The sequence below is a fragment of the Streptomyces sp. CBMA156 genome (assembly GCF_014596515.1).
GTDB lineage: Bacteria > Actinomycetota > Actinomycetes > Streptomycetales > Streptomycetaceae > Kitasatospora.
The window spans coordinates 1-18,548 of sequence record NZ_MSJQ01000287.1; the positions used below are offsets into that span (position 1 = coordinate 1).

An 18,548-nucleotide genomic window follows, 5' to 3' on the forward strand; every position below is an offset into this window, starting at 1 on the left:
GTGGTGCTGGCCGGGGCCGCGGTCGGCGGCGGCGCGGTGGTGCTGCGCCGGCGGCGCTCCGCCGGCTGATCCGGCGCCCGTCGGGAGGGCCCGGCCTCAGTCCTGGGGCCGGGCCCTCCCCTTGCTCTTCCCCATCTCGGTGGCCCCGGCCGCGGTCTGCTCGGCCGCTGTCTCCGTCTCGGCCTCCGCCTTGTCGGCCGTCTCCAGCAGCGCCCGCCCGTACGCCCTGGTCCGCTCCCGGGCGGCCACCGGGTCGGCCGTCGCCGTCCAGGCCACGCAGTACATCAGCAGCCGGGAGACGAAGTTGATCCACAGCAGCAGCGCCACCGGCGTGGCGAACGCCCCGTACAGGTTCCGCCCGGCGACCGAGCCCAGGTAGGAGGCGAGCAGGAGCTTCAGCAGCTCGAAGCCGACCGAACCGATCAGCGCGCCCTGCACCAGGTCCCGGCGGCGCTGGCCGGTGATCCCGGGGAAGGGCGCCAGCAGGTAGGCGAAGAGCAGCATGTCGCACGCCGCGGCGATCAGCACGCCGACCGCGGTCAGCAGGTAGCCGCTGTTGAGACCGATCGCGTCGGCGATCCGGCCGGCCAGGGTGGTCCCGGCGGCGGAGGTGGCCAGCGAGAGCAGCGACACCAGGCCGAGGCCGGCCAGCACCGCCACGTCCCAGGCCTTGCGCAGCACCGGGTTGCCCTCCTCCTGGGGCAGCTGCCACAGGTCCCGGATCGAGGTGCGCATGGTGTCCACCCAGCCGAGGCCGGAGACCAGCAGCAGCGCCCCGCTGACCAGCCCGACGGTGCCCGCGTTGGACACCAGGGCGGGCAGGTTGATGGCGTCCGAGATCCCCGGCAGCTGGTCGGAGACGTGCTCCTGGAGCTCGTGCACCCGGCCGTCGCTCAGCGTCGCGGCGGCGATCGCCAGGCCCACCGTGAGCAGCGGGAACAGGGCGAGGAAGCCGAAGAAGGTGACGGCACCGGCCAGCCGGTTGCCCCGGGCGGCGGTGAAGTGCTCGTACACCCGGTACGGGCGGCTGCGCAGCACCCGGGCCACGAGCGGGCCGACGACCGGCAGGCGGGTCAGGAAGTCCACCAGACCGGTTATACCGAACCTTCGCCCGAATGGGCGTCAGGTTGACGTCAGCGCTTGACGAGTCGGCGGGCCTTGGCGAGGGCCCGGACGGCCTGGTAGGCGCCGTAGCGGCCGCGGCCGAGCAGCTCGGTGCGCACGCCGTCCACGCCGGCCGGGGGGCGGTAGCCGGCCGGGCGCAGCCGGGCGCAGTGCGCGGCGGCCCGGCGGAAGTACTCGCGGCGGTCGCCGGGCGGGACCCGGCCCGGCTTGGAGACCACGGTGTTGAGGTGGTGCAGCATCCGGCCGTAGACGACCGGGCGCCAGTGGTCCAGGTCGGGGCGGCGGTCGAGGAAGGCGAAGACCAGGTCGTACTGGGCGAAGACGTCGAAGTGCTTGCGGCTCGCGGTGGCCAGGATGTTGCCGCCCTCCTGGCGCTGGCGGTAGTGCACGCCGACCCGGTCGAGCAGGGTGATCCGGGCCGCGGCGAGCAGCGCCGGGTACGTCCAGGGGGTGTCCTCGTAGTAGCCGGCCGGGAAGGCCAGCCGCTGCTCGGTGACGAAGCCCCTGCGGTAGGCCTTGTTCCAGACGACCTGGAGCAGGTCGAGCAGGTCGGGGCGGGCGGCGAGGTCGAAGACGTCGGGCGAGGCGGCGCCGAAGACGTGCGCGGAGGCGGCCCTGGTGATCCGGCCGTCGGCGTAGGTGCGGGCGTAGTCGTAGACCAGGACGTCCGGGTCCCCGGTGGCGGCGAGCCGCTCGTCGACGCTCTTCAGCAGGCCGGGGGTGAGCGTGTCGTCGCTGTCCAGGAAGACCACGTAGTCCCCGGTGGCGACCTCCAGGCCGGCGTTGCGGGCCCGGCCGAGGCCGACGTTCTCCGGCAGGTGCAGCACCCGGACCCGGGCGTCGGCGGCGGCGGCCTCGTCCAGCATCGCGCCGCAGCGGTCCGGGGAACGATCGTCCACCGCGATCAGTTCGAAGTCCGGGCCGTCCTGGCCGAGCACCGAGTCGAGGCACTCGACGAGGTAGTCCTGGACCTGGTACACGGGGACGATCACGCTGAAGCGGGGCACCGGCCCAGCGTAGTGGCCCCGGGGAGGGGTGGGGCCCGGAGGTAGGATCGGGTCGCACGTACGCACCGATCCAAAGTGCGGTCAGGCCCCTCAGGGGCCGCCACGCTCCTCCCGAGAAAGGCCTGCGTAGCCGATGGCTCCCCGCCTCTCCATCGTCGTTCCGATCTACAACGTCGAGCGCTACCTCGTCGAATGCCTGGACTCGATCGCCGCCCAGACCTTCACGGACTTCGAGTGCGTCATGGTCGACGACGGATCGAAGGACGACAGCGCGGCGCTCGCCGAGGCGTACGCGGCCAAGGACTCCCGCTTCCGGCTGGTACGCCAGGTCAACAAGGGCCTCGGCGCGGCCCGCAACACCGGTATCCGGCACATCGACCCGGACGCCGAGTTCCTGTGCTTCGTGGACAGCGACGACTCGATGCCGCCGAGCGCGTACGAGCTGATGATCAACACGCTGGACGAGACCGGCTCGGACTTCTGCACCGGCAACGTGCTGCGCTTCCGCGCCGTGGGCTACTACCAGTCCGGCGGCCACTCGAAGCCGTTCAGGGAGACCAAGCTCAAGACCCACATCACCGAGGTCCCGGCGCTGGTCACCGACCGCACCGCGTGGAACAAGGTGTACCGCCGCACGTTCTTCGACGCGGCCGACCTGCTCTACCCCGAGGGCATCCTGTACGAGGACGCCCCGGTCAGCGTGCCGCACCACTACCTCGCCAAGAGCGTGGACGTGCTCTCCGAGCCGATCTACCACTGGCGCGAGCGCGAGGTCGGCGAGATGTCGATCACGCAGATGCGCACCAACCCCAAGGGTCTGATCGACCGGGTCACCTCGGTCGAGCTGGTCCGCGGCTGGCTCCGGAAGCAGACCGAGCCGCGCTTCGCCGAGTACCTGCGCTCCTACGACGAGAACACCCTCGTCGAGGAGATCCCGATGTTCTTCTGGTCCGTCGTGGACGGCGACAAGGAGTACCGGGACGCCTACCTCCAGAGCGTCAGCCGGCTGCTCCGGGCGATCGGCCCCGAGCAGGTCCGCAAGCTGCGCGCGCCGCTGCGGCTGAAGTACCACCTGACCCTGGCCGGCCGGGTGGACGAGCTGGTCGAGCAGATCAAGTACGAGGGCGAGAGCAGCGGCGGCGTCCAGGCCCGCGGCCTGCTGCGCCCGTACGCCGACTACCCGTTCCTGCGCGGCGGGCGCAAGAGCGTGCCGGCCGGCGTGCTCAAGCTGGACAACTCGCTGGTCATGCGCAGCCGGCTGTACGAGAGCGCCTGGGTCGACGGGAAGCTCCAGCTGACCGGGCACGCCTACCCGGAGCAGCTGGGCGCGGCCAACAAGCGCGACATGGTCCGCACCCTGGTGCTGCGCGAGACCAAGGGCCGCCGGGTGCTCGCGGTGCCGATGAAGACCACGTACAGCCCCGAGGCCACCGCGAGCTGCAACCACGACCTGTACAGCTGCGACTGGTCCGGCTTCACCGTCTCCCTCGACCCGAAGAAGCTCAAGCACCGCGGCCAGTGGAAGGACGGCCACTGGCGCCTCCTGGTGGCCGGCGCGGGCAAGGGCGGGGTGTACAAGGGCCGGATCTCGGCCGGCTGGAGCGACACCGCGCAGTACATCCCGGCGCACTGGGTCGAGCCGGACGTGCGGATCGTGCCGTGGGTCCGGGACAACTTCGTCTACGTGCGGGTGGAGACGGTCCAGGCCCGGGTGACCGGCCTGGCCGCGCAGGGCGACCGGGTGGAGGTCTCGGGCGCGGCCCGCTCCGGCCCGAGCTTCGCCGGGGCGCAGCTGCGGCTCACCCACGTCGAGTCGGACCGCGAGGTGACCGTCCCGCTGGAGCTGGGCGCGCCGGTCGGTTCGCTCCAGCCCTTCACCGCCTCCTTCACGGCCGCCCAGCTGACCGCCGTCCGGGAGGCCTGGGCCGAGCTGGACCCGGTCGCCGCCGACCGCAGCCGGGACCGCTGGGACACCGCGCTGCTGCTGACCGACGGCAGCACCGTCCGGCTGGCCTGGGACGACCGCAACGCGCCCGAGCGGCTGCACCTGGCGCTGAACCCGCAGGCCCCGGTCGGCGAGCGCCGGGCGCTCTACTCCAAGCCCTCCCCCGGCGGGCACCTCCAGTTCTCCGACCAGGTGCTCCAGCCGCTGGTGGAGGAGGTCGCCGCGCGCGGCGCCGACGGCTTCCTGCTGAGCGGCTCGTTCCCGCTGCCCGGCGCGCACCGCTGGGAGCTGGTGGTCCGTCACAACTGGCGTGAGGAGGAGCACGTCTACCCGGTGGAGATCTCGGACGGCCGGTTCCGCACCGCGCTGCCCACCGTCCCGACCGCCTCCTTCGCCGGCCGGGTGCCGCTCGCCAAGGGCACCTGGAACGTCGCCTTCCGCCCGGTCGGCGTTCCGGCGGAGGACCTGCCGGACGGCCACGCGCTGATCGCCCCCGAGTGCTTCGGGACGCTGCCGGTCGAGGTGGAGTCCCGCGGCAAGCGGATCGGGCTGGAGCGCCGCCACCACGACGGCCTGTCGCTGGAGTCGTACGCGGTACTGCTGCCCGAGGAGCGGTCCGGCTTCCGCCAGCGGCTGATCCGCACCGTGGACTACCCGGCCGCCCGCCGGCTGCCGGTGCGCGACACGGTGCTGTACAACGCCGGCAACAGCAGCATGTACGCCGACTCGCCGCGGGCGGTCCACGAGGAGCTGGTCCGCCGCGGCCTGCCGCTGGAGCACCTGTGGGGCAACGACGACCTCCAGGCCGAGCTGCCGCAGAGCGCGGCCTCGGTCCGGCTGTGGAGCCCGGAGTGGATCGAGGCGCTGGCCACCTCCAAGTACATCGTGACCAGCACCCACCTGCCCGACTTCTTCGTCCGCCGCCCCGGCCAGGTGGTCGTCCAGACCTGGCAGGGCACCCCGCTGAAGCAGATCGGCTTCGACTTCGAGAAGGTCTGGTTCACCGACGCCCACTACCTCAAGGGCCTGGCCCGCGAGGTTCCGAACTGGAGCCTGCTGGTGGCCGGCAACCGCTGGTCGGCCCCGGTGCTGCGGCGCGCCTTCGACTTCAAGGGCGAGATCCTGGAGAGCGGTTCGCCCCGGAACGACCTGCTGTTCGCGTCCGACCGGGAGAAGACCGCCGAGCAGGTCAGGGAACGGCTCGGCCTGCCCGAGGGCAAGAAGGTCGTGCTCTACGCGCCGACCTGGCGCGAGGACCGGCGCCGGCCGGACGGCGGCTACCAGATGGACCTGCGGATCGACCTCGCGGCCGCCAAGGCCGCGCTCGGCGACGACCAGGTGCTGCTGGTGCGCCGGCACAACCTGATGTGCGGCCAGATCCCGGGCGCCGGCAACGGCTACATCTGGGACGTCGGCAGCTACCCCGACATGGCGGAGCTGCTGCTGATCGCCGACGTACTGGTGACCGACTACTCGGCCAGCGTGTTCGATTTCGCGTCGACCGGAAAGCCGATGCTGTTCTTCACCCACGACCTGGAGCACTACCGGGACAACCTGCGCGGTTTCAGCCTGAACTTCGAGGCGGAGGCGCCCGGCCCGCTGCTGGCCACCTCCGGGGAACTCGTCTCCGCGCTCGGCCGGGTGGACGAGGTCGCCGCCGAGCACGCGGACAAGGCCGCCGCGTTCCGCGAGGCGTACTGCGACCTGGACGACGGCCAGGCCTCCGCCCGGGTGGTCGACGCGATGCTCCGCATCGAGGGGTAGTCACCGGCCCGCAACAGGAGCGCCCGGCGCGGTTCGCGCCGGGCGCTCCGGCATTTCCTGGGAATTTCCTGGGAGGTTCACCGCCCTTTACGCCCTCATTGCACTCGAACTCACGTTTCGCCAGCGAATTTCCGAGGAAATTCGCCGAACCGTACAGTTGACCCCGGGTGGCGTCCCGGTATGGGATGTCAATTCGGTCCCGGCCCGATCGAAACCGGCCCGGCGACTCCTTCCCGGTGCACCGTCATGCACCGGGACCCCGTCCCCGAAGGGCCCGTCCAGCGATGCCTGTGCTCACACGGTTCGTCCTGCCACACGCCGCTCCCCGTGTGACCACCGGCCGCCCGGACGACGACCAGGACGTCGTCTTCGGGCTGCTGCGCGCCCGCTGGCACGGCCGCGGCCTGGAACTCACCGGCTTCGCCCGCCCGAACGACCGTGACACCGGCCGCCCCGGCTCCGCCTGGACCTGGCTCACCCTGCGCCACCAGGACCCGTCCGAACCGCCGGTGCACCTGCGCTCCAGGCCCCGCCGGATGCCCGAGGTCACCGACGACAGCGCCCAGCCCGAGCACAACCACGACTGGTCCGGCTTCACCGCGCTGATAGAACCAGACCGGCTGCGCCGCGGGGGCGACTGGCTGCTCGGCGAATGGCAGATCGAGACCACGCTCTTCACCCGCCCGCGCCCCACCAGGGTGCGCCGCCAGTACGGCGCCCTCGCCCCGCACTGGTGCGGCTCCGGCGAGTACCCGCCGGCCCGCTGGGTGGACCGCGACGTCCGGCTCCAGCCCTTCTTCGCGGACGACCGGCTCCGGCTGCTGCTGGAGCGCCCGGCCGTCCGGATCACCCGGGTCACCCCCGCCGACGACGGCCTCGACCTCGCCGGCGTCGCCGACGACTGCCCCCCTGGCGCCGTGCTGCGGCTGCGCCACCGGGAGAGCGACGCGGTGGCCGAGCAGCCGCTCGACCGCACCGGCAACGGCTTCACCGTCCGGCTGCCGTACCGGCCGTTCACCGCCGACGGACGCGGCAGCGGCGGACTGGAGCACTGGGACGCCGAACTGCTGCGCCCCGACGGCGGCACCGAGCAGCTCTGCCTCGACGAGCGCGGCGGCCCGGTGGCCGGCCAGCACCGGCTGCCCGGCACCCCGGACCGGGTGCTCTACCTCAAGCACCTCGCCGACGGCCGGCTCCAGCTCTGCGTCCAGCCCGCGGCCGGCCTGGTCGACCGGATCGCCGTGCGGGACGACGGCTTCGAGCTGTCCGGCCACTGCCCGGATCCGGCCGCGGACCGGCTGGAGCTGGTGCTGCGTCACTCCGGCACCGCGAGCGAGGTCCGCACCCCGGTCGACACCGGCCCGGACGGCCGCTTCCGGGTCCGGGTGCCCGCCACCCGCACCGGCTCCGACGGCGCCGCGCTGCCGCTGCGCAAGGGCATCTGGGAGGCCGCGCTGGAGCCGGCCGGACGCCCCGGGGACGGCCGCCCGCTGCTCGCCGCCCCCGCCGCGCTGCCCACCGTCCCCGCCGCCGCCACCGCGGGCGGCAAGCGGATCCTGCTGCAGCGCCGCTGGCACGACACCCTGCTGGTGGACTCCACCCCGGTGCTCACGCCCACCGAGCGCAGCGCCTGGGCGCAGAGCCGCCAGCGCGCCGAGCGCTACCCGGCCGCCCGCCACGAGCCGCTGCGCGAGGCGGTGCTGTACGACGTGTTCGGCGGCCGCGGCTACGCCGACTCGCCGCGCGCGGTGCACGCCGAACTCTCGCGCCGGCAACCGGAGTCCGAGCACCTGTGGGTGGTCGACGACGCCCAGGCCGAGGTCCCGCCCGGGGTCGTCCCGGTGCGGATCTGGAGCCCGGAGTGGTACCGCGCGCTGGCCACCTGCCGCTACCTGGTCGGCAACACCCACTTCCCCGACTTCCTGGAGCGCCGCCCCGGCCAGGTCGTCCTGCAGACCTGGCACGGCTCCCTGCTGAAGCGGATCGCCCACGACGTCGAGAACCCCTGGCTGTCCGACCACGGCTACCTGGAGGCGCTCGACCGGGAGACCCCGCAGTGGAGCCTGCTGCTCTCCCCCAGCCCGTTCGCCACCCCGATCCTGCGGCGCGCCTTCCACTTCGGCGGCGAGGTGCTGGAGTCCGGCTACCCGCGCAACGACGTGCTCGCCCGCCCGGACGAGCGGACCGCCGCGGCCGTCCGCCGCCGGCTCGGCATCCCCGAGGGCAAGCGGATCGTGCTGTACGCGCCCACCTGGCGCGAGGACCAGCAGCGCGGCGACGGCGACGGGTTCCGGCTCGACCTCCGGCTGGACCTCGACCACGCCCGGCGCCTGCTCGGCTCCGACCACGTGCTGCTGGTCCGTCCGCACGCGCACGTGCGCGAGCCGCTGCCCGGCGCCGGCGACGGCTTCCTGTACGACTGCGGGGACTACCCCGACCCGCAGGAACTGCTGCTGGTCGCGGACGTGCTGGTGACCGACTACTCGTCGATCATGTTCGACTTCGCCATCACCGGCCGTCCGATGTACTTCTTCACCTACGACCTGGAGCACTACCGCGACACCCTGCGCGGCTTCTACTTCGACTTCGAGTCGAACGCCCCCGGGCCGCTGGTGCCGACCTCGGCCGAACTGCTCGGCGCGCTGCGCGGACTCGCCGACGGCGACGCCGCGCTGCCGCCCGGCTACGCCGAGCGCTACCGGCGCTTCCAGGCCGAGCACAGTGTGCTGGAGGACGGCGGCGCGGCCCGCCGGGTGGTCGACCGGATGCTCGAACTGGGGCGGGCCGCAGGCTAGTTCGGGCCCGGCTCGGATCCGGCTCGGGCCTGCTCCGGCGGCTCAGCCGAAGGAGTGGCTCCGCCAGGGCCGCCAGACCTCGTCCGTGCCGAAGCGGGAGAGGCCGAAGCCCGACACCGTGAAGGCCGCCCGGAAGCCGCGCGCCTGCTCGTACGCCTGGTCCAGCACGTCGTCCGGCAGGCCGTGGGCGACCGTCACGTGCGGGTGGTACGGGAAGGCCAGCTCGCGGGCCAGCGGGCCGGAGCGGATGTCCGCCTCCAGCAGCCGGCACTCCTGCGCGCCCTCCTCGACCCGGACGTACACCACCGGGGAGACCGGGCGGAAGGTCCCGCTGCCGCGCAGCAGCATCCGGAACGGCCGGTGCGCGGCCGCCACCGCCGCCAGGTGCTCCTCGATCTTCGGCAGCTCCCCGGCGGGCACCTCGGTCGGTGGCAGCAGGGTGACGTGCGTGGGTATCGACCGGGCCAGCGGATCGCCGTGCCCGGCCCTGGCGTCCTGGATCGCCGTGCCGTACGGGTCCGGGACGCTCACGGACACGCCGATGGTGACGACCTCGGGGAGGCCGTCACCACCGGGCAGGTGCGTGAGGGGAGTCACCGCTTGGCGGCCGGGAGGAAGCCGATCCGGTCGTACACCGACTCCAGCGTCCTGGACGCCACCTCGCGGGCCTTCTCGGCGCCGTTCGCCAGCACCCGGTCCAGCTCGGCCGGGTCGTCCAGGAAGGTGCGGGTGCGCTCCTGGAAGGGGGTGACCCACTCGGTGAACAGCTCGGCCAGCTCGGTCTTCAGGGCGCCGTACATCTTGCCCTCGAAGTGCTCGACCAGCTGGTCGACCGACTGCCCGCTGAGCGCGGAGTGGATGCGCAGCAGGTTGGAGACGCCGGCCTTCTGCTCCTCGTCGTAGGAGACCACGGTGCCGGTGTCGGTGACGGCGCTCTTGAACTTCTTCGCGCTCGCCTTCGGCTCGTCCAGCAGGCTGACCAGACCCTTGGGCGAGGACGCGGACTTGCTCATCTTCACGCCGGGGTCCTGGAGGTCCATGATCTTCGCCGTCTCCTGGAGGATGTACGGCTTCGGGACCGTGAAGGTCGACCCGAAACGGGTGTTGAACCGGTCCGCGAGGTCGCGGGTGAGCTCCAGGTGCTGGCGCTGGTCCTCACCGACCGGGACGGCGTCCGCCTGGTAGAGCAGGACGTCCGCGACCATCAGGACCGGGTAGGTGAACAGGCCGACGGTGGTGCTGTCGGCGCCGTGCCGGGTCGACTTGTCCTTGAACTGGGTCATCCGGGAGGCCTCGCCGAAGCCGGTGATGCAGTTCATCACCCAGGCGAGCTGCGCGTGCTCGGGCACCTGCGACTGGACGAACAGGGTGCAGTGCTCCGGGTCGAGGCCGGCACCGAGCAGCTGGGCAGCGGAGACCCGGGTGTTCTCGCGCAGCTCCTTCGGGTCCTGGGCGACCGTGATGGCGTGCAGGTCGACCACCATGTAGAAGGCGTCGTTCTCCTTCTGCAGGTCGACCCACTGGCGCACCGCGCCCAGGTAGTTGCCGAGGTGGAACGAGCCGGAGGTGGGCTGGATGCCGGAGAGCACCCGGGGACGGTCCTTGACCGGACCAGTGACCGCTGCGTTGACCATGCGGGCCATTCTTCCAGTTCCACCGCTCGCTCAGGAAACCTCCGCCCCCGGAGGTCCGGCCAGTGTGACCGCACTCACCCCCACCCTGGCGATCCGCCGGCCCTCGACCTTGGCCACCGTCAGCAGCACCTCGCCGTCGCCCTCGACCGGGACGCGCACCTGGTCGCCGTCCCTGGGCAGCCGGCCGAGCGCGGCGACCAGGCAGCCGGCCACCGTCTCGTACGGCCCCTCGGGCAGGGTGACGCCGGTCTCCTCCGCGAAGTCGCCGAGGTTGAGCAGACCGTCCAGCTCCACGCCGCCGCCGGCCAGCCGACGGGTGGGGGCGGCCTCCGGGCGGTCGTACTCGTCCCTGATCTCGCCGATCACCTCCTCGACCAGGTCCTCCAGGGTGACGATCCCGGCGGTGCCGCCGTACTCGTCCACCACGATCGCCAGGTGGTGGCCCTCCCGGCGCATCTCGCCCATCGCCTCCAGCACCCGCTTGGTGCCGGGCAGCAGCTTGACCGGGCGGGACAGGTCGCGGACCTTGGCGGCCTGCTCGCCGCGCGCGCCGTACAGGTCGCGGACGTGGACGAAGCCGACCACCGCGTCGGCGCTGCCCTCGACCACCGGGTAGCGCGAGTGCGGCGAGGTGTCGGCCTGGTGCCGGACGGCGGCCAGCGGGCGCTCGGCGTCCAGGAAGGTCACCTCGGTGCGCGGGACCATCACCTCGCGCAGCTGGCGCTCCCCCGCGGAGAACACGTCCGCGATCAACGCCCGTTCGTCGCTTCCGAGTTCGGTGCTGGCCGCGACCAGGCCGCGCAGCTCCTCGGAGCTCATCGAGCCGCGGCCGGCGGCCGGGTCGCCGCCGAGCAGCCGGACCATCAGGTTGGTGGAGTGGCCGAGCAGCCAGATCGCCGGGCGCAGCACCACCGACATCACGTCCACCACCGGGGCGGCGATGACCGCGATGGACTCGGCGCGCTGGAGACCGATCCGCTTGGGGGTCAGCTCGCCCAGCACCAGCGAGGCGTAGCTGATCACCAGGGTGAGGCCGACCAGTGCCACCGCGTCGGACACGCCCTCGGACAGCCCGGCCCGGACGAACAGCGGGGCGACCTTGCCGGCCAGGGTGTCCGCGCCGAAGGCGGCGGACAGGAAGCCCATGCAGGTCACCCCGACCTGCACGGCGGCCAGGAAACGGTTGGGGTCGGCGGCCAGGTGCGCGGCCCGCGCCGAGCGCCGGGTGCCGCGCGCCTCCAGCGCCCGGATCTGGCCCTCGCGCAGCGAGATCAGCGAGATCTCGGCGACGTTGAACAGCCCGCCCAGCATGATGAAGACGAGGACGAGCGCGGCGTCCCCGAGGGTTTCGTTCACAGCGGGCCAGTGTAGGGCGGCCGGTGCGGGCGGGAGCCGGACACGACGGGGCCGGGGCCGGACACGACGGGGCCGGGGCCGGACACGACGGCGGCCCGCCGCTTCCGGGAGGGAAGCGGCGGGCCGCCGCTGCAGCCGTGCGGGGCGGGCTCAGATGAGGCCGAGCTCCTGGACCGCGTCGCGCTCGTCGGCCAGCTCCTTGACCGAGGCGTCGATGCGGGCGCGCGAGAAGTCGGAGATCTCCAGGCCCTGGACGATCTCGAACGCGCCGTTCTTGGTGGTGACCGGGAAGGAGGAGATCAGGCCGGCCGGAACGCCGTAGGAGCCGTCGGAGACGATGCCCATGGAGGTCCAGTCGCCCTCGGCGGTGCCGTTGACCCAGGTGTGCACGTGGTCGATGGCGGCGTTGGCGGCCGAGGCGGCCGAGGAGGCGCCACGGGCGTCGATGATGGCGGCACCGCGCTTGGCGACGGTCGGGATGAAGTCGCCCTCCAGCCAGGCCTGGTCGCTGCCGACGGCCTCGAAGGCCGGCTTGCCGGCGATCTCGGCCTGGAAGATGTCCGGGTACTGGGTCGCGGAGTGGTTGCCCCAGATGGTGACGCGCTTGATGTCCGAGACCGGGGCGCCGGTCTTGATGGACAGCTGGCCGACGGCGCGGTTGTGGTCCAGGCGGGTCATCGCGGTGAAGCGCTCGGCCGGGACGTCCGGGGCGTTGCGCTGGGCGATCAGGGCGTTGGTGTTGGCCGGGTTGCCGACGACCAGGACCTTGATGTCGTCCGCGGCGTGGGCGTTGATGGCCTTGCCCTGCGGGCCGAAGATGCCGCCGTTGGCCTTGAGGAGGTCACCGCGCTCCATGCCGGCGGTGCGCGGACGGGCGCCGACCAGCAGCGCGACATTGGCGCCGTCGAAGGCCTCGTTCGGCTGGTCGGTGATCGTGATGTCGCGCAGCAGCGGGAAGGCGCAGTCGACGAGCTCCATGGCGGTGCCCTCGGCGGCCTTCAGGCCCTGCGGGATCTCCAGGAGGCGCAGGTTCACCGGCACGTCGGCGCCGAGCAGGTGGCCCGAGGCGATGCGGAAGAGCAGCGCGTAGCCGATCTGGCCGGCCGCTCCGGTGATGGTGACGTTGACGGGGGTGCGAGTCATTTCTACCTTCTCCAGCAAATCGCCAGGCGCCCCAGGCACACCGGCGCTGGAGCCGAGGACGGTCTCTCGACATCGAGAGACCGGCGTCAGGTTATCGCAAAGGGAAGCCTACGCCGCGGGTGCCGGCCTGGCTGATGCGTCACAGAACGCGCCGCGGCCCCCGCGCGCCCCCCGGAATCCGGGGGATCGGGCGGGGGCCGCGAACGACCCGCGCGATCGGCCTGCGCGAACGGCCCGTGCGGGCCGTCGGTGCGGGCCGGTCAGTGCTTGGGCCGGCCCATCAGCTGGCCGATGTTGTCGAGCAGCGGGATCTGCACCCACGGGTTCGGCTGGGCCACCAGCGTCAGCAGCACGATCGAGGCGCCCAGGAAGGTCAGCACGATCACGTCGGTGAAACGGCTGCGCACCGCCAGCATCCCGACCTCGGGCAGTACCAGCCGCAGCACCGCGCCGAGCAGCACGCCGCAGCCGAGGATCAGCAGCCCGTACTTGAAACCGTCCTTGAAGTCGGCGAACCAGGTGACCGCGAGGCCCGCGCCGACCACCAGCAGGACCAGCGTTATCGGCCACTGCCGCACCGGCAGGGCGTGGTCACGCCCGAGGGCCGCGCCCGCGCCCTCGGGCGGCAGGGTGCCGGTGGTGCCGACCGGCCTGCGCCGGGGCTTCGCCGGTCGCGGTTCAGTCATCGCTCGCCGTCCCTCGGGTGTCAGACGCCGGCGCGGCGCTCGGCCGCCTCGACGATGTTGTTGAGCAGCATCGCGCGGGTCATCGGGCCCACGCCGCCGGGGTTCGGGGAGATCCAGCCGGCCACCTCGGCCACGCCCGGGTGGACGTCGCCGACGATCTTGCCCTCGCTGCGGCTGACGCCCACGTCCAGCACCGCGGCGCCCGGCTTGACGTCCTCCGGCTTGACCAGGTGCGGCACGCCGGCGGCGGCCACGATGATGTCGGCCTTGCGCAGGTGGGCGCCGAGGTCCTGGGTGCCGGTGTGGCACAGGGTGACGGTGGCGTTCTCGCTGCGGCGGGTCAGCAGCAGGCCGATCGAGCGGCCGACGGTGATGCCGCGACCGACCACGACCACCTCGGCGCCGTTGATCTCGACGTCGTGGCGGCGCAGCAGCTCGACGATGCCGAGCGGGGTGCACGGCAGCGGGCCGTCGATGCCCAGGGCGAGCCGGCCGAGCGAGGTCGGGTGCAGGCCGTCGGCGTCCTTGTCCGGGTCCATCAGCTCCAGGACCGGGTTCTGGTCGAGACCCCTGGGCAGCGGCAGCTGGACGATGTAGCCGGTGCAGGTCGGGTCGGCGTTGAGCTCGCGGACGACGTTCTCGACGTCCTCCTGGGTGGCGGTGGCGGGCAGCTCGCGCTGGATCGAGGCGATGCCGACCTCGGCGCAGTCCTTGTGCTTGCCGTTCACGTACCAGCGGCTGCCCGGGTCGTCGCCGACCAGGACGGTGCCGAGGCCGGGCGTGACGCCCTTCGCCTTGAGGACCGCCACGCGGGCGGCGAGTTCGGACTTGATCGCGGCGGCGGTGGCCTTGCCATCGAGAATCTGGGCAGTCATGACCCCATTCTCCCGGATCGCGCGGGGTCCCCGTACCGAGGGCGCCCGGCCGGAGCGGAACGGTCCCGGACGATCGTGCGGACGGGTGGACACGCGGCGGACGGGCGGGTGAACGGACGGGTACGAAGGTTCGCCGCACGTTGCGGTTGCGCCACAGTCTTGACCCGGCGCGCGGAACCGGCTGGACAGGGCGCCATCGTCCGGTTGACGATAAGCGCATTCCCGCCGCGAACCGGCCCGGTGACGGGCCGACGGCCCTCGCGGCGGAGCGTTGTACCCCGGGGGAAAGAGCCAGTGAGCCGATCACAGCAGAACGAGCAGTCCGACCGCGGCGGCACCGCCCCGCCGGTACCTCACCCGTCGGCCGACTCGCATCCCTGACGCTCACCACTCTGCCGAGCCGCGGCGCCCGTCACCGCCGCCGGGCTGTCACCCCGCTGCGCTAGCGTCCCCTTCGGCCGGTGACCCGACTCACCAGCCGGCACCGGGCCGTCAGCGTCCCGTCCCCGCGTCCCCGTAACTGCCCGGAGGCATCCATGAGTTACCCGCCCGACCCGAACAACCCGTACGGCCAGCCGCAGGCCGCCGCCCCGGGTTACGGCCAGCCGCAGGCCGCCCCCGGCTACGGCTACCCCCAGCAGGCCCCGCCGCCGGCCGCCGCCCCGGGCTACGGCTACCCGCAGCAGGCCCCGGCCTACGGCTACGTGCCGGTCGCGCCGCCGTCCATGCCGGGCCTGATGACGACCGCCCGGGTGCTGCTGTTCATCGTCGGCGGTGTGCAGACGCTCGCCGCGATCTCCTACATCATCATCGGGGCGGCCGCCAAGGACGTCACCACCGCCGCCAGCAGGACCACCAGCGACGACAACCCGTTCACCGCGCTGGGCGACGCCGCCGCCGGTGTCCTGCTCGTCGTCGGCGTGGTGTTCGGGCTGTTCGCCGCGCTCTCCATCACGCTCGGCGTGAAGTTCGGCAAGGGCGGCAACGCCGTCCGGGTCACCACCATCGTGTACGGCTCGCTGGGCGCCCTGGTCGGCCTGCTGATCCTGCTGGGCGCCGTCTCCGGCGGCACCGCGGTCGGCCTGGTGATGGCCGTGCTCTGGCTGGCGATCAGCATCATCTGGATCACCGCCATGTGCATCCAGGACGGCGTCAACTGGTTCAACCGCCCGCGGTACTGACCGGTCCCCGTGACAGAGCGGCCCGGCTCCCTCCTCGGAGGGGGCCGGGCCGCTCTGTCACACCGTCACGCCGTGGGCGGGATCAGTGGAAGAAGTGCCGCGCACCGGTGAAGTACATGGTCACACCGGCCTCGGCGGCCGCCGCGACGACCTCCTCGTCGCGGATCGAACCACCGGGCTGCACGATCGCCCTGACACCGGCCGCGATCAGGATCGCCGGGCCGTCCGCGAACGGGAAGAAGGCGTCCGAGGCCGCGTAGGCGCCCTTGGCGCGCTCCCCGGCCCGCTCGACCGCGAGCTTGCAGGAGTCCACCCGGTTGACCTGGCCCATGCCGACGCCGACCGAGGCGCCGTCCTTGGCCAGCAGGATCGCGTTGGACTTGACGGCCCGGCAGGCCCGCCAGGCGAAGGCCAGCTCGGCCAGCTCGTCCGCGGCGAGCGCCTCGCCGCTGGCGAGGGTCCAGTTCGCCGGGTCGTCGCCCTCGGCGTGCACCCGGTCGGCGTCCTGGAGCAGCACGCCGCCGGAGACCGGGCGCACCTCCTGGCGGTTCGCCGGGGCCCCGGGGGCCAGCAGCACCCGCAGGTTCTTCTTGCGGGTGAGCACCTCCAGGGCGCCCTCCTCGTAGCCGGGGGCCACCACGACCTCGGTGAAGATCGGGGCGATCTGCTCGGCCAGCGCGACGGTGACCGGACGGTTGACCGCGATCACGCCGCCGTACGCGGAGACCGGGTCGCACTCGTGCGCCCTGCGGTGCGCCTCGGCGACGTCGGCGCCGGTCGCGATGCCGCACGGGTTGGCGTGCTTGATGATCGCGACGGCCGGCTCGGCGTGGTCGTAGGCGGCACGGCGGGCGGCGTCGGTGTCGACGTAGTTGTTGTACGACATCTCCTTGCCGTGCAGCTGCTGCGCGCCGGCCAGGCCGCCGGTGCCGTCGCTGTACAGCGCGGCGCCCTGGTGCGGGTTCTCGCCGTAGCGCAGCACGTTCTGCCGCTCCCAGGTGGCGCCCAGGAACTCGGGGAACCGCTCGTCGCTGGGCGCGTAGCCGTCCTCGAACCAGGAGGCGACGGCCACGTCGTAGGCGGCGGTGTGGGCGAACGCGGCACCGGCCAGGCGCTTGCGGGTGGCCAGGTCGAAGCCGCCCTCCCGCGCCGCCTCCAGCACGTCGCCGTAGCGGGCCGGGTCGACCACCACGGCCACCGAGGGGTGGTTCTTCGCGGCGGCGCGGACCATGCTCGGGCCGCCGATGTCGATCTGCTCGACGCACTCGTCCGGGGTCGCGCCGGAGGCGACGGTGGCCTTGAACGGGTAGAGGTTCACCACCACCAGGTCGAAGGGCTCGACGCCCAGCTCGGCCAGCTGCGCGCGGTGCGACTCCAGCCGCAGGTCGGCCAGCACGCCGGCGTGCACGCGGGGGTGCAGCGTCTTCACGCGCCCGTCCAGGCACTCCGGGAAGCCGGTCAGCTCGGAGACCTCGGTCACCGGGACACCGGCGGCGGCGATCCGGCCGGCGGTGGAGCCGGTGGAGACGATGGCGACCCCGGCGGCGTGCAGGCCCTGGGCCAGCTCCTCCAGACCGGTCTTGTCGTACACGCTGATCAGCGCGCGACGGATCGGCCGGACGTTCTCGGAGACAGGGGGCGTGGTGGAGCTGGCACTCATGCCGGAATCCATACCTTTCGGTCCTCGATGCGGTGACCTTCGCGGGCCAGTCGGCCCACGACGTCGACGAGCAGCTTCCGCTCGACAGTCTTGATGCGCTCGTGCAGCGCTTCGCCGCCATCGGCGTGGTCGGCGTCGGTGACCTCGACGACGCCCTGCGCGATGATCGGCCCGGTGTCCACGCCGGAGTCGACCAGGTGGACGGTGCAGCCGGTGACCCGCACGCCGTACGCGAGCGCGTCGGTGACGCCGTGGGCGCCGGGGAACGACGGCAGCAGCGCGGGGTGGGTGTTGACGATCCGCCCGGCGAAGGCGGCGACGAACTCGGGGCCGAGGATCTTCATGAAGCCGGCCGTGACCACCAGGTCCGGCTGGTACTCGGCGACGGAGGCGGTCAGCGCGCGGTCCCAGTCGGCGCGGTCCCGGAAGTCCTTCACCCGGTGGACGAAGGTCGGCAGGCCGGCCTTCCCGGCGCGCTCCAGTCCGGCGATCCCGTCGCGGTCCGCGCCGACCGCGATGATCCCGGCGCCGTAGGCCGGGTCGGCGACGGCGTCGATCAGCGCCTGGAGGTTGGTGCCGGAGCCGGAGACCAGCACCACCAGTCGGGCCGGACCGGGCGTACGGGGCGGGAAGTGCTGGGCGGGGGCGGCGGCCACTGCGCGTTTCTCCGTAGGTCGGGCGCCGTCCGCTGGTACGTCCACCGGCGGTGGGGCCACTACGAACGGCAGGTCGAGCGAGGGGGAACTCCGGGGAAACCCACCGCGACGCGGGCCCCGGGGAACCTCTGTGGGCTGCTGACCGTCACCACGATAACGGCTGGTCGGACGGCCTCCGCACCCTCCCGGCGGCGCTACGCGCGTAGTTGAGACGGGGATCTCCTCCGGCCCGCCGCACCGGAGTTGCCCCGGCCCGTACCGGCCCTCCCGGGCCCCGGGCACGGCCCGCCGACGGCCCGGCGGACGGCTGCGGGATCATTGGGGCGCGGGAGACCGCTCCGACGCGAGACCCTCCGAACGAGGCCCCGACCGAGAAGGAATGGCTGAACCCATGAGCAGCGGCGACGACACCGGCGAGCGCAACCCCTTCGCGCCGCCGCCGGCGGATGCCCCGGACGAGCCGTGGCAGCCGCGCAGCCCCTGGGCCGGCGGGGGCCAGGACGGTACCGGCGGTCAGGGCGGGCCCGGCGGCCCCGGCGCGCAGGGTGGTCCCGGTGGTCCCGGTGGGCAGGGCGGGCCCGGTGGGCAGGGGGGCGAGCGCCCGCAGCTCCCGTCGCCGTGGGGCCCCGGCAGCGGCGACGGCCGTCCCGGCCAGCGTCCGCCGGCCCCGCAGCCGCCCCGGCTCGACCCCGCCGATCCGGTCCACCGCAAGGCCCGCAAC

Annotated in this window: 13 protein-coding genes and 1 pseudogene; 4 read left to right on the plus strand and 10 right to left on the minus strand. The window is 73.1% G+C overall.

Going from position 1 to position 18,548, the window contains the following annotated elements; genetic code table 11:
• Positions 1-96 precede the first annotated feature (96 nt).
• Positions 97-1,086: a YihY/virulence factor BrkB family protein gene (locus tag BU198_RS24615; protein ID WP_188299044.1), complete on the minus strand. Its 990-nt coding sequence runs from the start codon at positions 1,084-1,086 to the stop codon at positions 97-99.
• Positions 1,087-1,133: 47 nt separating this feature from the next.
• The gene (locus BU198_RS24620) at positions 1,134-2,132 is read right to left on the minus strand and encodes a glycosyltransferase family 2 protein (RefSeq protein WP_188299045.1); all 999 of its coding nucleotides are present in this window, start codon (positions 2,130-2,132) and stop codon (positions 1,134-1,136) included.
• A 133-nt stretch (positions 2,133-2,265) separates the two neighbouring features.
• On the opposite strand from BU198_RS24620, the gene BU198_RS24625 reads away from it, so the two are divergent.
• Both BU198_RS24625 and BU198_RS24630 read left to right on the plus strand, forming a co-directional pair.
• A complete protein-coding gene (locus BU198_RS24625; protein WP_188299046.1) occupies positions 2,266-5,841 on the plus strand; it encodes a CDP-glycerol glycerophosphotransferase family protein in 3,576 nt (1,191 codons plus the stop codon).
• A gap of 284 nt (positions 5,842-6,125) precedes the next feature.
• On the plus strand, positions 6,126-8,636 hold the full coding sequence (locus BU198_RS24630; protein WP_188299047.1) for a CDP-glycerol glycerophosphotransferase family protein: 2,511 nt from the start codon (positions 6,126-6,128) through the stop codon (positions 8,634-8,636).
• A gap of 42 nt (positions 8,637-8,678) precedes the next feature.
• On the opposite strand, the gene BU198_RS24635 is transcribed toward BU198_RS24630, so the two are convergent.
• The 6 genes from BU198_RS24635 to BU198_RS24660 all read right to left on the minus strand — a co-directional run bounded on the left by BU198_RS24635 (position 8,679) and on the right by BU198_RS24660 (position 14,330).
• Positions 8,679-9,233, minus strand: coding sequence for a 2'-5' RNA ligase family protein (locus BU198_RS24635; RefSeq protein WP_317620307.1), 555 nt, complete (start codon positions 9,231-9,233; stop codon positions 8,679-8,681).
• Positions 9,230-10,225, minus strand: coding sequence for a tryptophan--tRNA ligase (gene trpS / locus BU198_RS24640; RefSeq protein ID WP_317620308.1), 996 nt, complete (start codon positions 10,223-10,225; stop codon positions 9,230-9,232). Before trpS ends, BU198_RS24635 begins: the two co-directional genes overlap by 4 nt.
• Positions 10,226-10,300: 75 nt before the next feature.
• Positions 10,301-11,626 carry a hemolysin family protein gene (locus tag BU198_RS24645; protein WP_188299049.1) on the minus strand — a complete coding sequence of 442 codons (1,326 nt, stop codon included), beginning with the start codon at positions 11,624-11,626 and terminating at the stop codon, positions 10,301-10,303.
• 150 nt (positions 11,627-11,776) lie between these two features.
• Positions 11,777-12,769 (minus strand): malate dehydrogenase, encoded by a 993-nt coding sequence (locus BU198_RS24650; RefSeq protein ID WP_188299050.1) that lies wholly within the window; start codon positions 12,767-12,769, stop codon positions 11,777-11,779.
• 260 nt (positions 12,770-13,029) lie between these two features.
• A complete protein-coding gene (locus BU198_RS24655; protein ID WP_188299051.1) occupies positions 13,030-13,455 on the minus strand; it encodes a DUF3017 domain-containing protein in 426 nt (141 codons plus the stop codon).
• A 20-nt stretch (positions 13,456-13,475) separates the two neighbouring features.
• Complete coding sequence (locus tag BU198_RS24660; RefSeq protein ID WP_188299052.1) at positions 13,476-14,330, minus strand: bifunctional methylenetetrahydrofolate dehydrogenase/methenyltetrahydrofolate cyclohydrolase; 855 nt, start codon at positions 14,328-14,330, stop codon at positions 13,476-13,478.
• Between the two features lie 536 nt (positions 14,331-14,866).
• Here BU198_RS24660 and BU198_RS24665 point away from each other — a divergent pair.
• Positions 14,867-15,511, plus strand: a complete 645-nt coding sequence (locus BU198_RS24665; RefSeq protein ID WP_188299053.1) for a hypothetical protein — start codon at positions 14,867-14,869, stop codon at positions 15,509-15,511.
• Between the two features lie 82 nt (positions 15,512-15,593).
• Here the strand turns inward: BU198_RS24665 and purH are convergent, their stop codons facing one another.
• Positions 15,594-17,171: a bifunctional phosphoribosylaminoimidazolecarboxamide formyltransferase/IMP cyclohydrolase gene (gene purH / locus BU198_RS24670; RefSeq protein ID WP_188299054.1), complete on the minus strand. Its 1,578-nt coding sequence runs from the start codon at positions 17,169-17,171 to the stop codon at positions 15,594-15,596.
• Positions 17,168-17,827 carry a phosphoribosylglycinamide formyltransferase gene (purN, locus tag BU198_RS24675; protein WP_188299055.1) on the minus strand — a complete coding sequence of 220 codons (660 nt, stop codon included), beginning with the start codon at positions 17,825-17,827 and terminating at the stop codon, positions 17,168-17,170. The genes purH and purN overlap by 4 nt, the downstream gene beginning before the upstream one ends.
• Positions 17,828-18,218: 391 nt before the next feature.
• Between purN and BU198_RS24680 the strand changes: the two are divergent.
• A pseudogene (locus BU198_RS24680) lies at positions 18,219-18,548 on the plus strand (hypothetical protein); the annotation flags it as partial.

Coding starts and splice junctions, on each gene's coding strand:
- BU198_RS24630 (WP_188299047.1), top strand. CDS start 6,126: ATGCCTGTGCTCACACGGTTCGTCCTGCCACACGCCGCTCCCCGTGTG.
- BU198_RS24655 (WP_188299051.1), bottom strand. CDS start 13,455: ATGACTGAACCGCGACCGGCGAAGCCCCGGCGCAGGCCGGTCGGCACC.
- BU198_RS24665 (WP_188299053.1), top strand. CDS start 14,867: ATGAGTTACCCGCCCGACCCGAACAACCCGTACGGCCAGCCGCAGGCC.
- BU198_RS24625 (WP_188299046.1), top strand. CDS start 2,266: ATGGCTCCCCGCCTCTCCATCGTCGTTCCGATCTACAACGTCGAGCGC.
- BU198_RS24660 (WP_188299052.1), bottom strand. CDS start 14,330: ATGACTGCCCAGATTCTCGATGGCAAGGCCACCGCCGCCGCGATCAAG.
- purH (WP_188299054.1), bottom strand. CDS start 17,171: ATGAGTGCCAGCTCCACCACGCCCCCTGTCTCCGAGAACGTCCGGCCG.
- BU198_RS24650 (WP_188299050.1), bottom strand. CDS start 12,769: ATGACTCGCACCCCCGTCAACGTCACCATCACCGGAGCGGCCGGCCAG.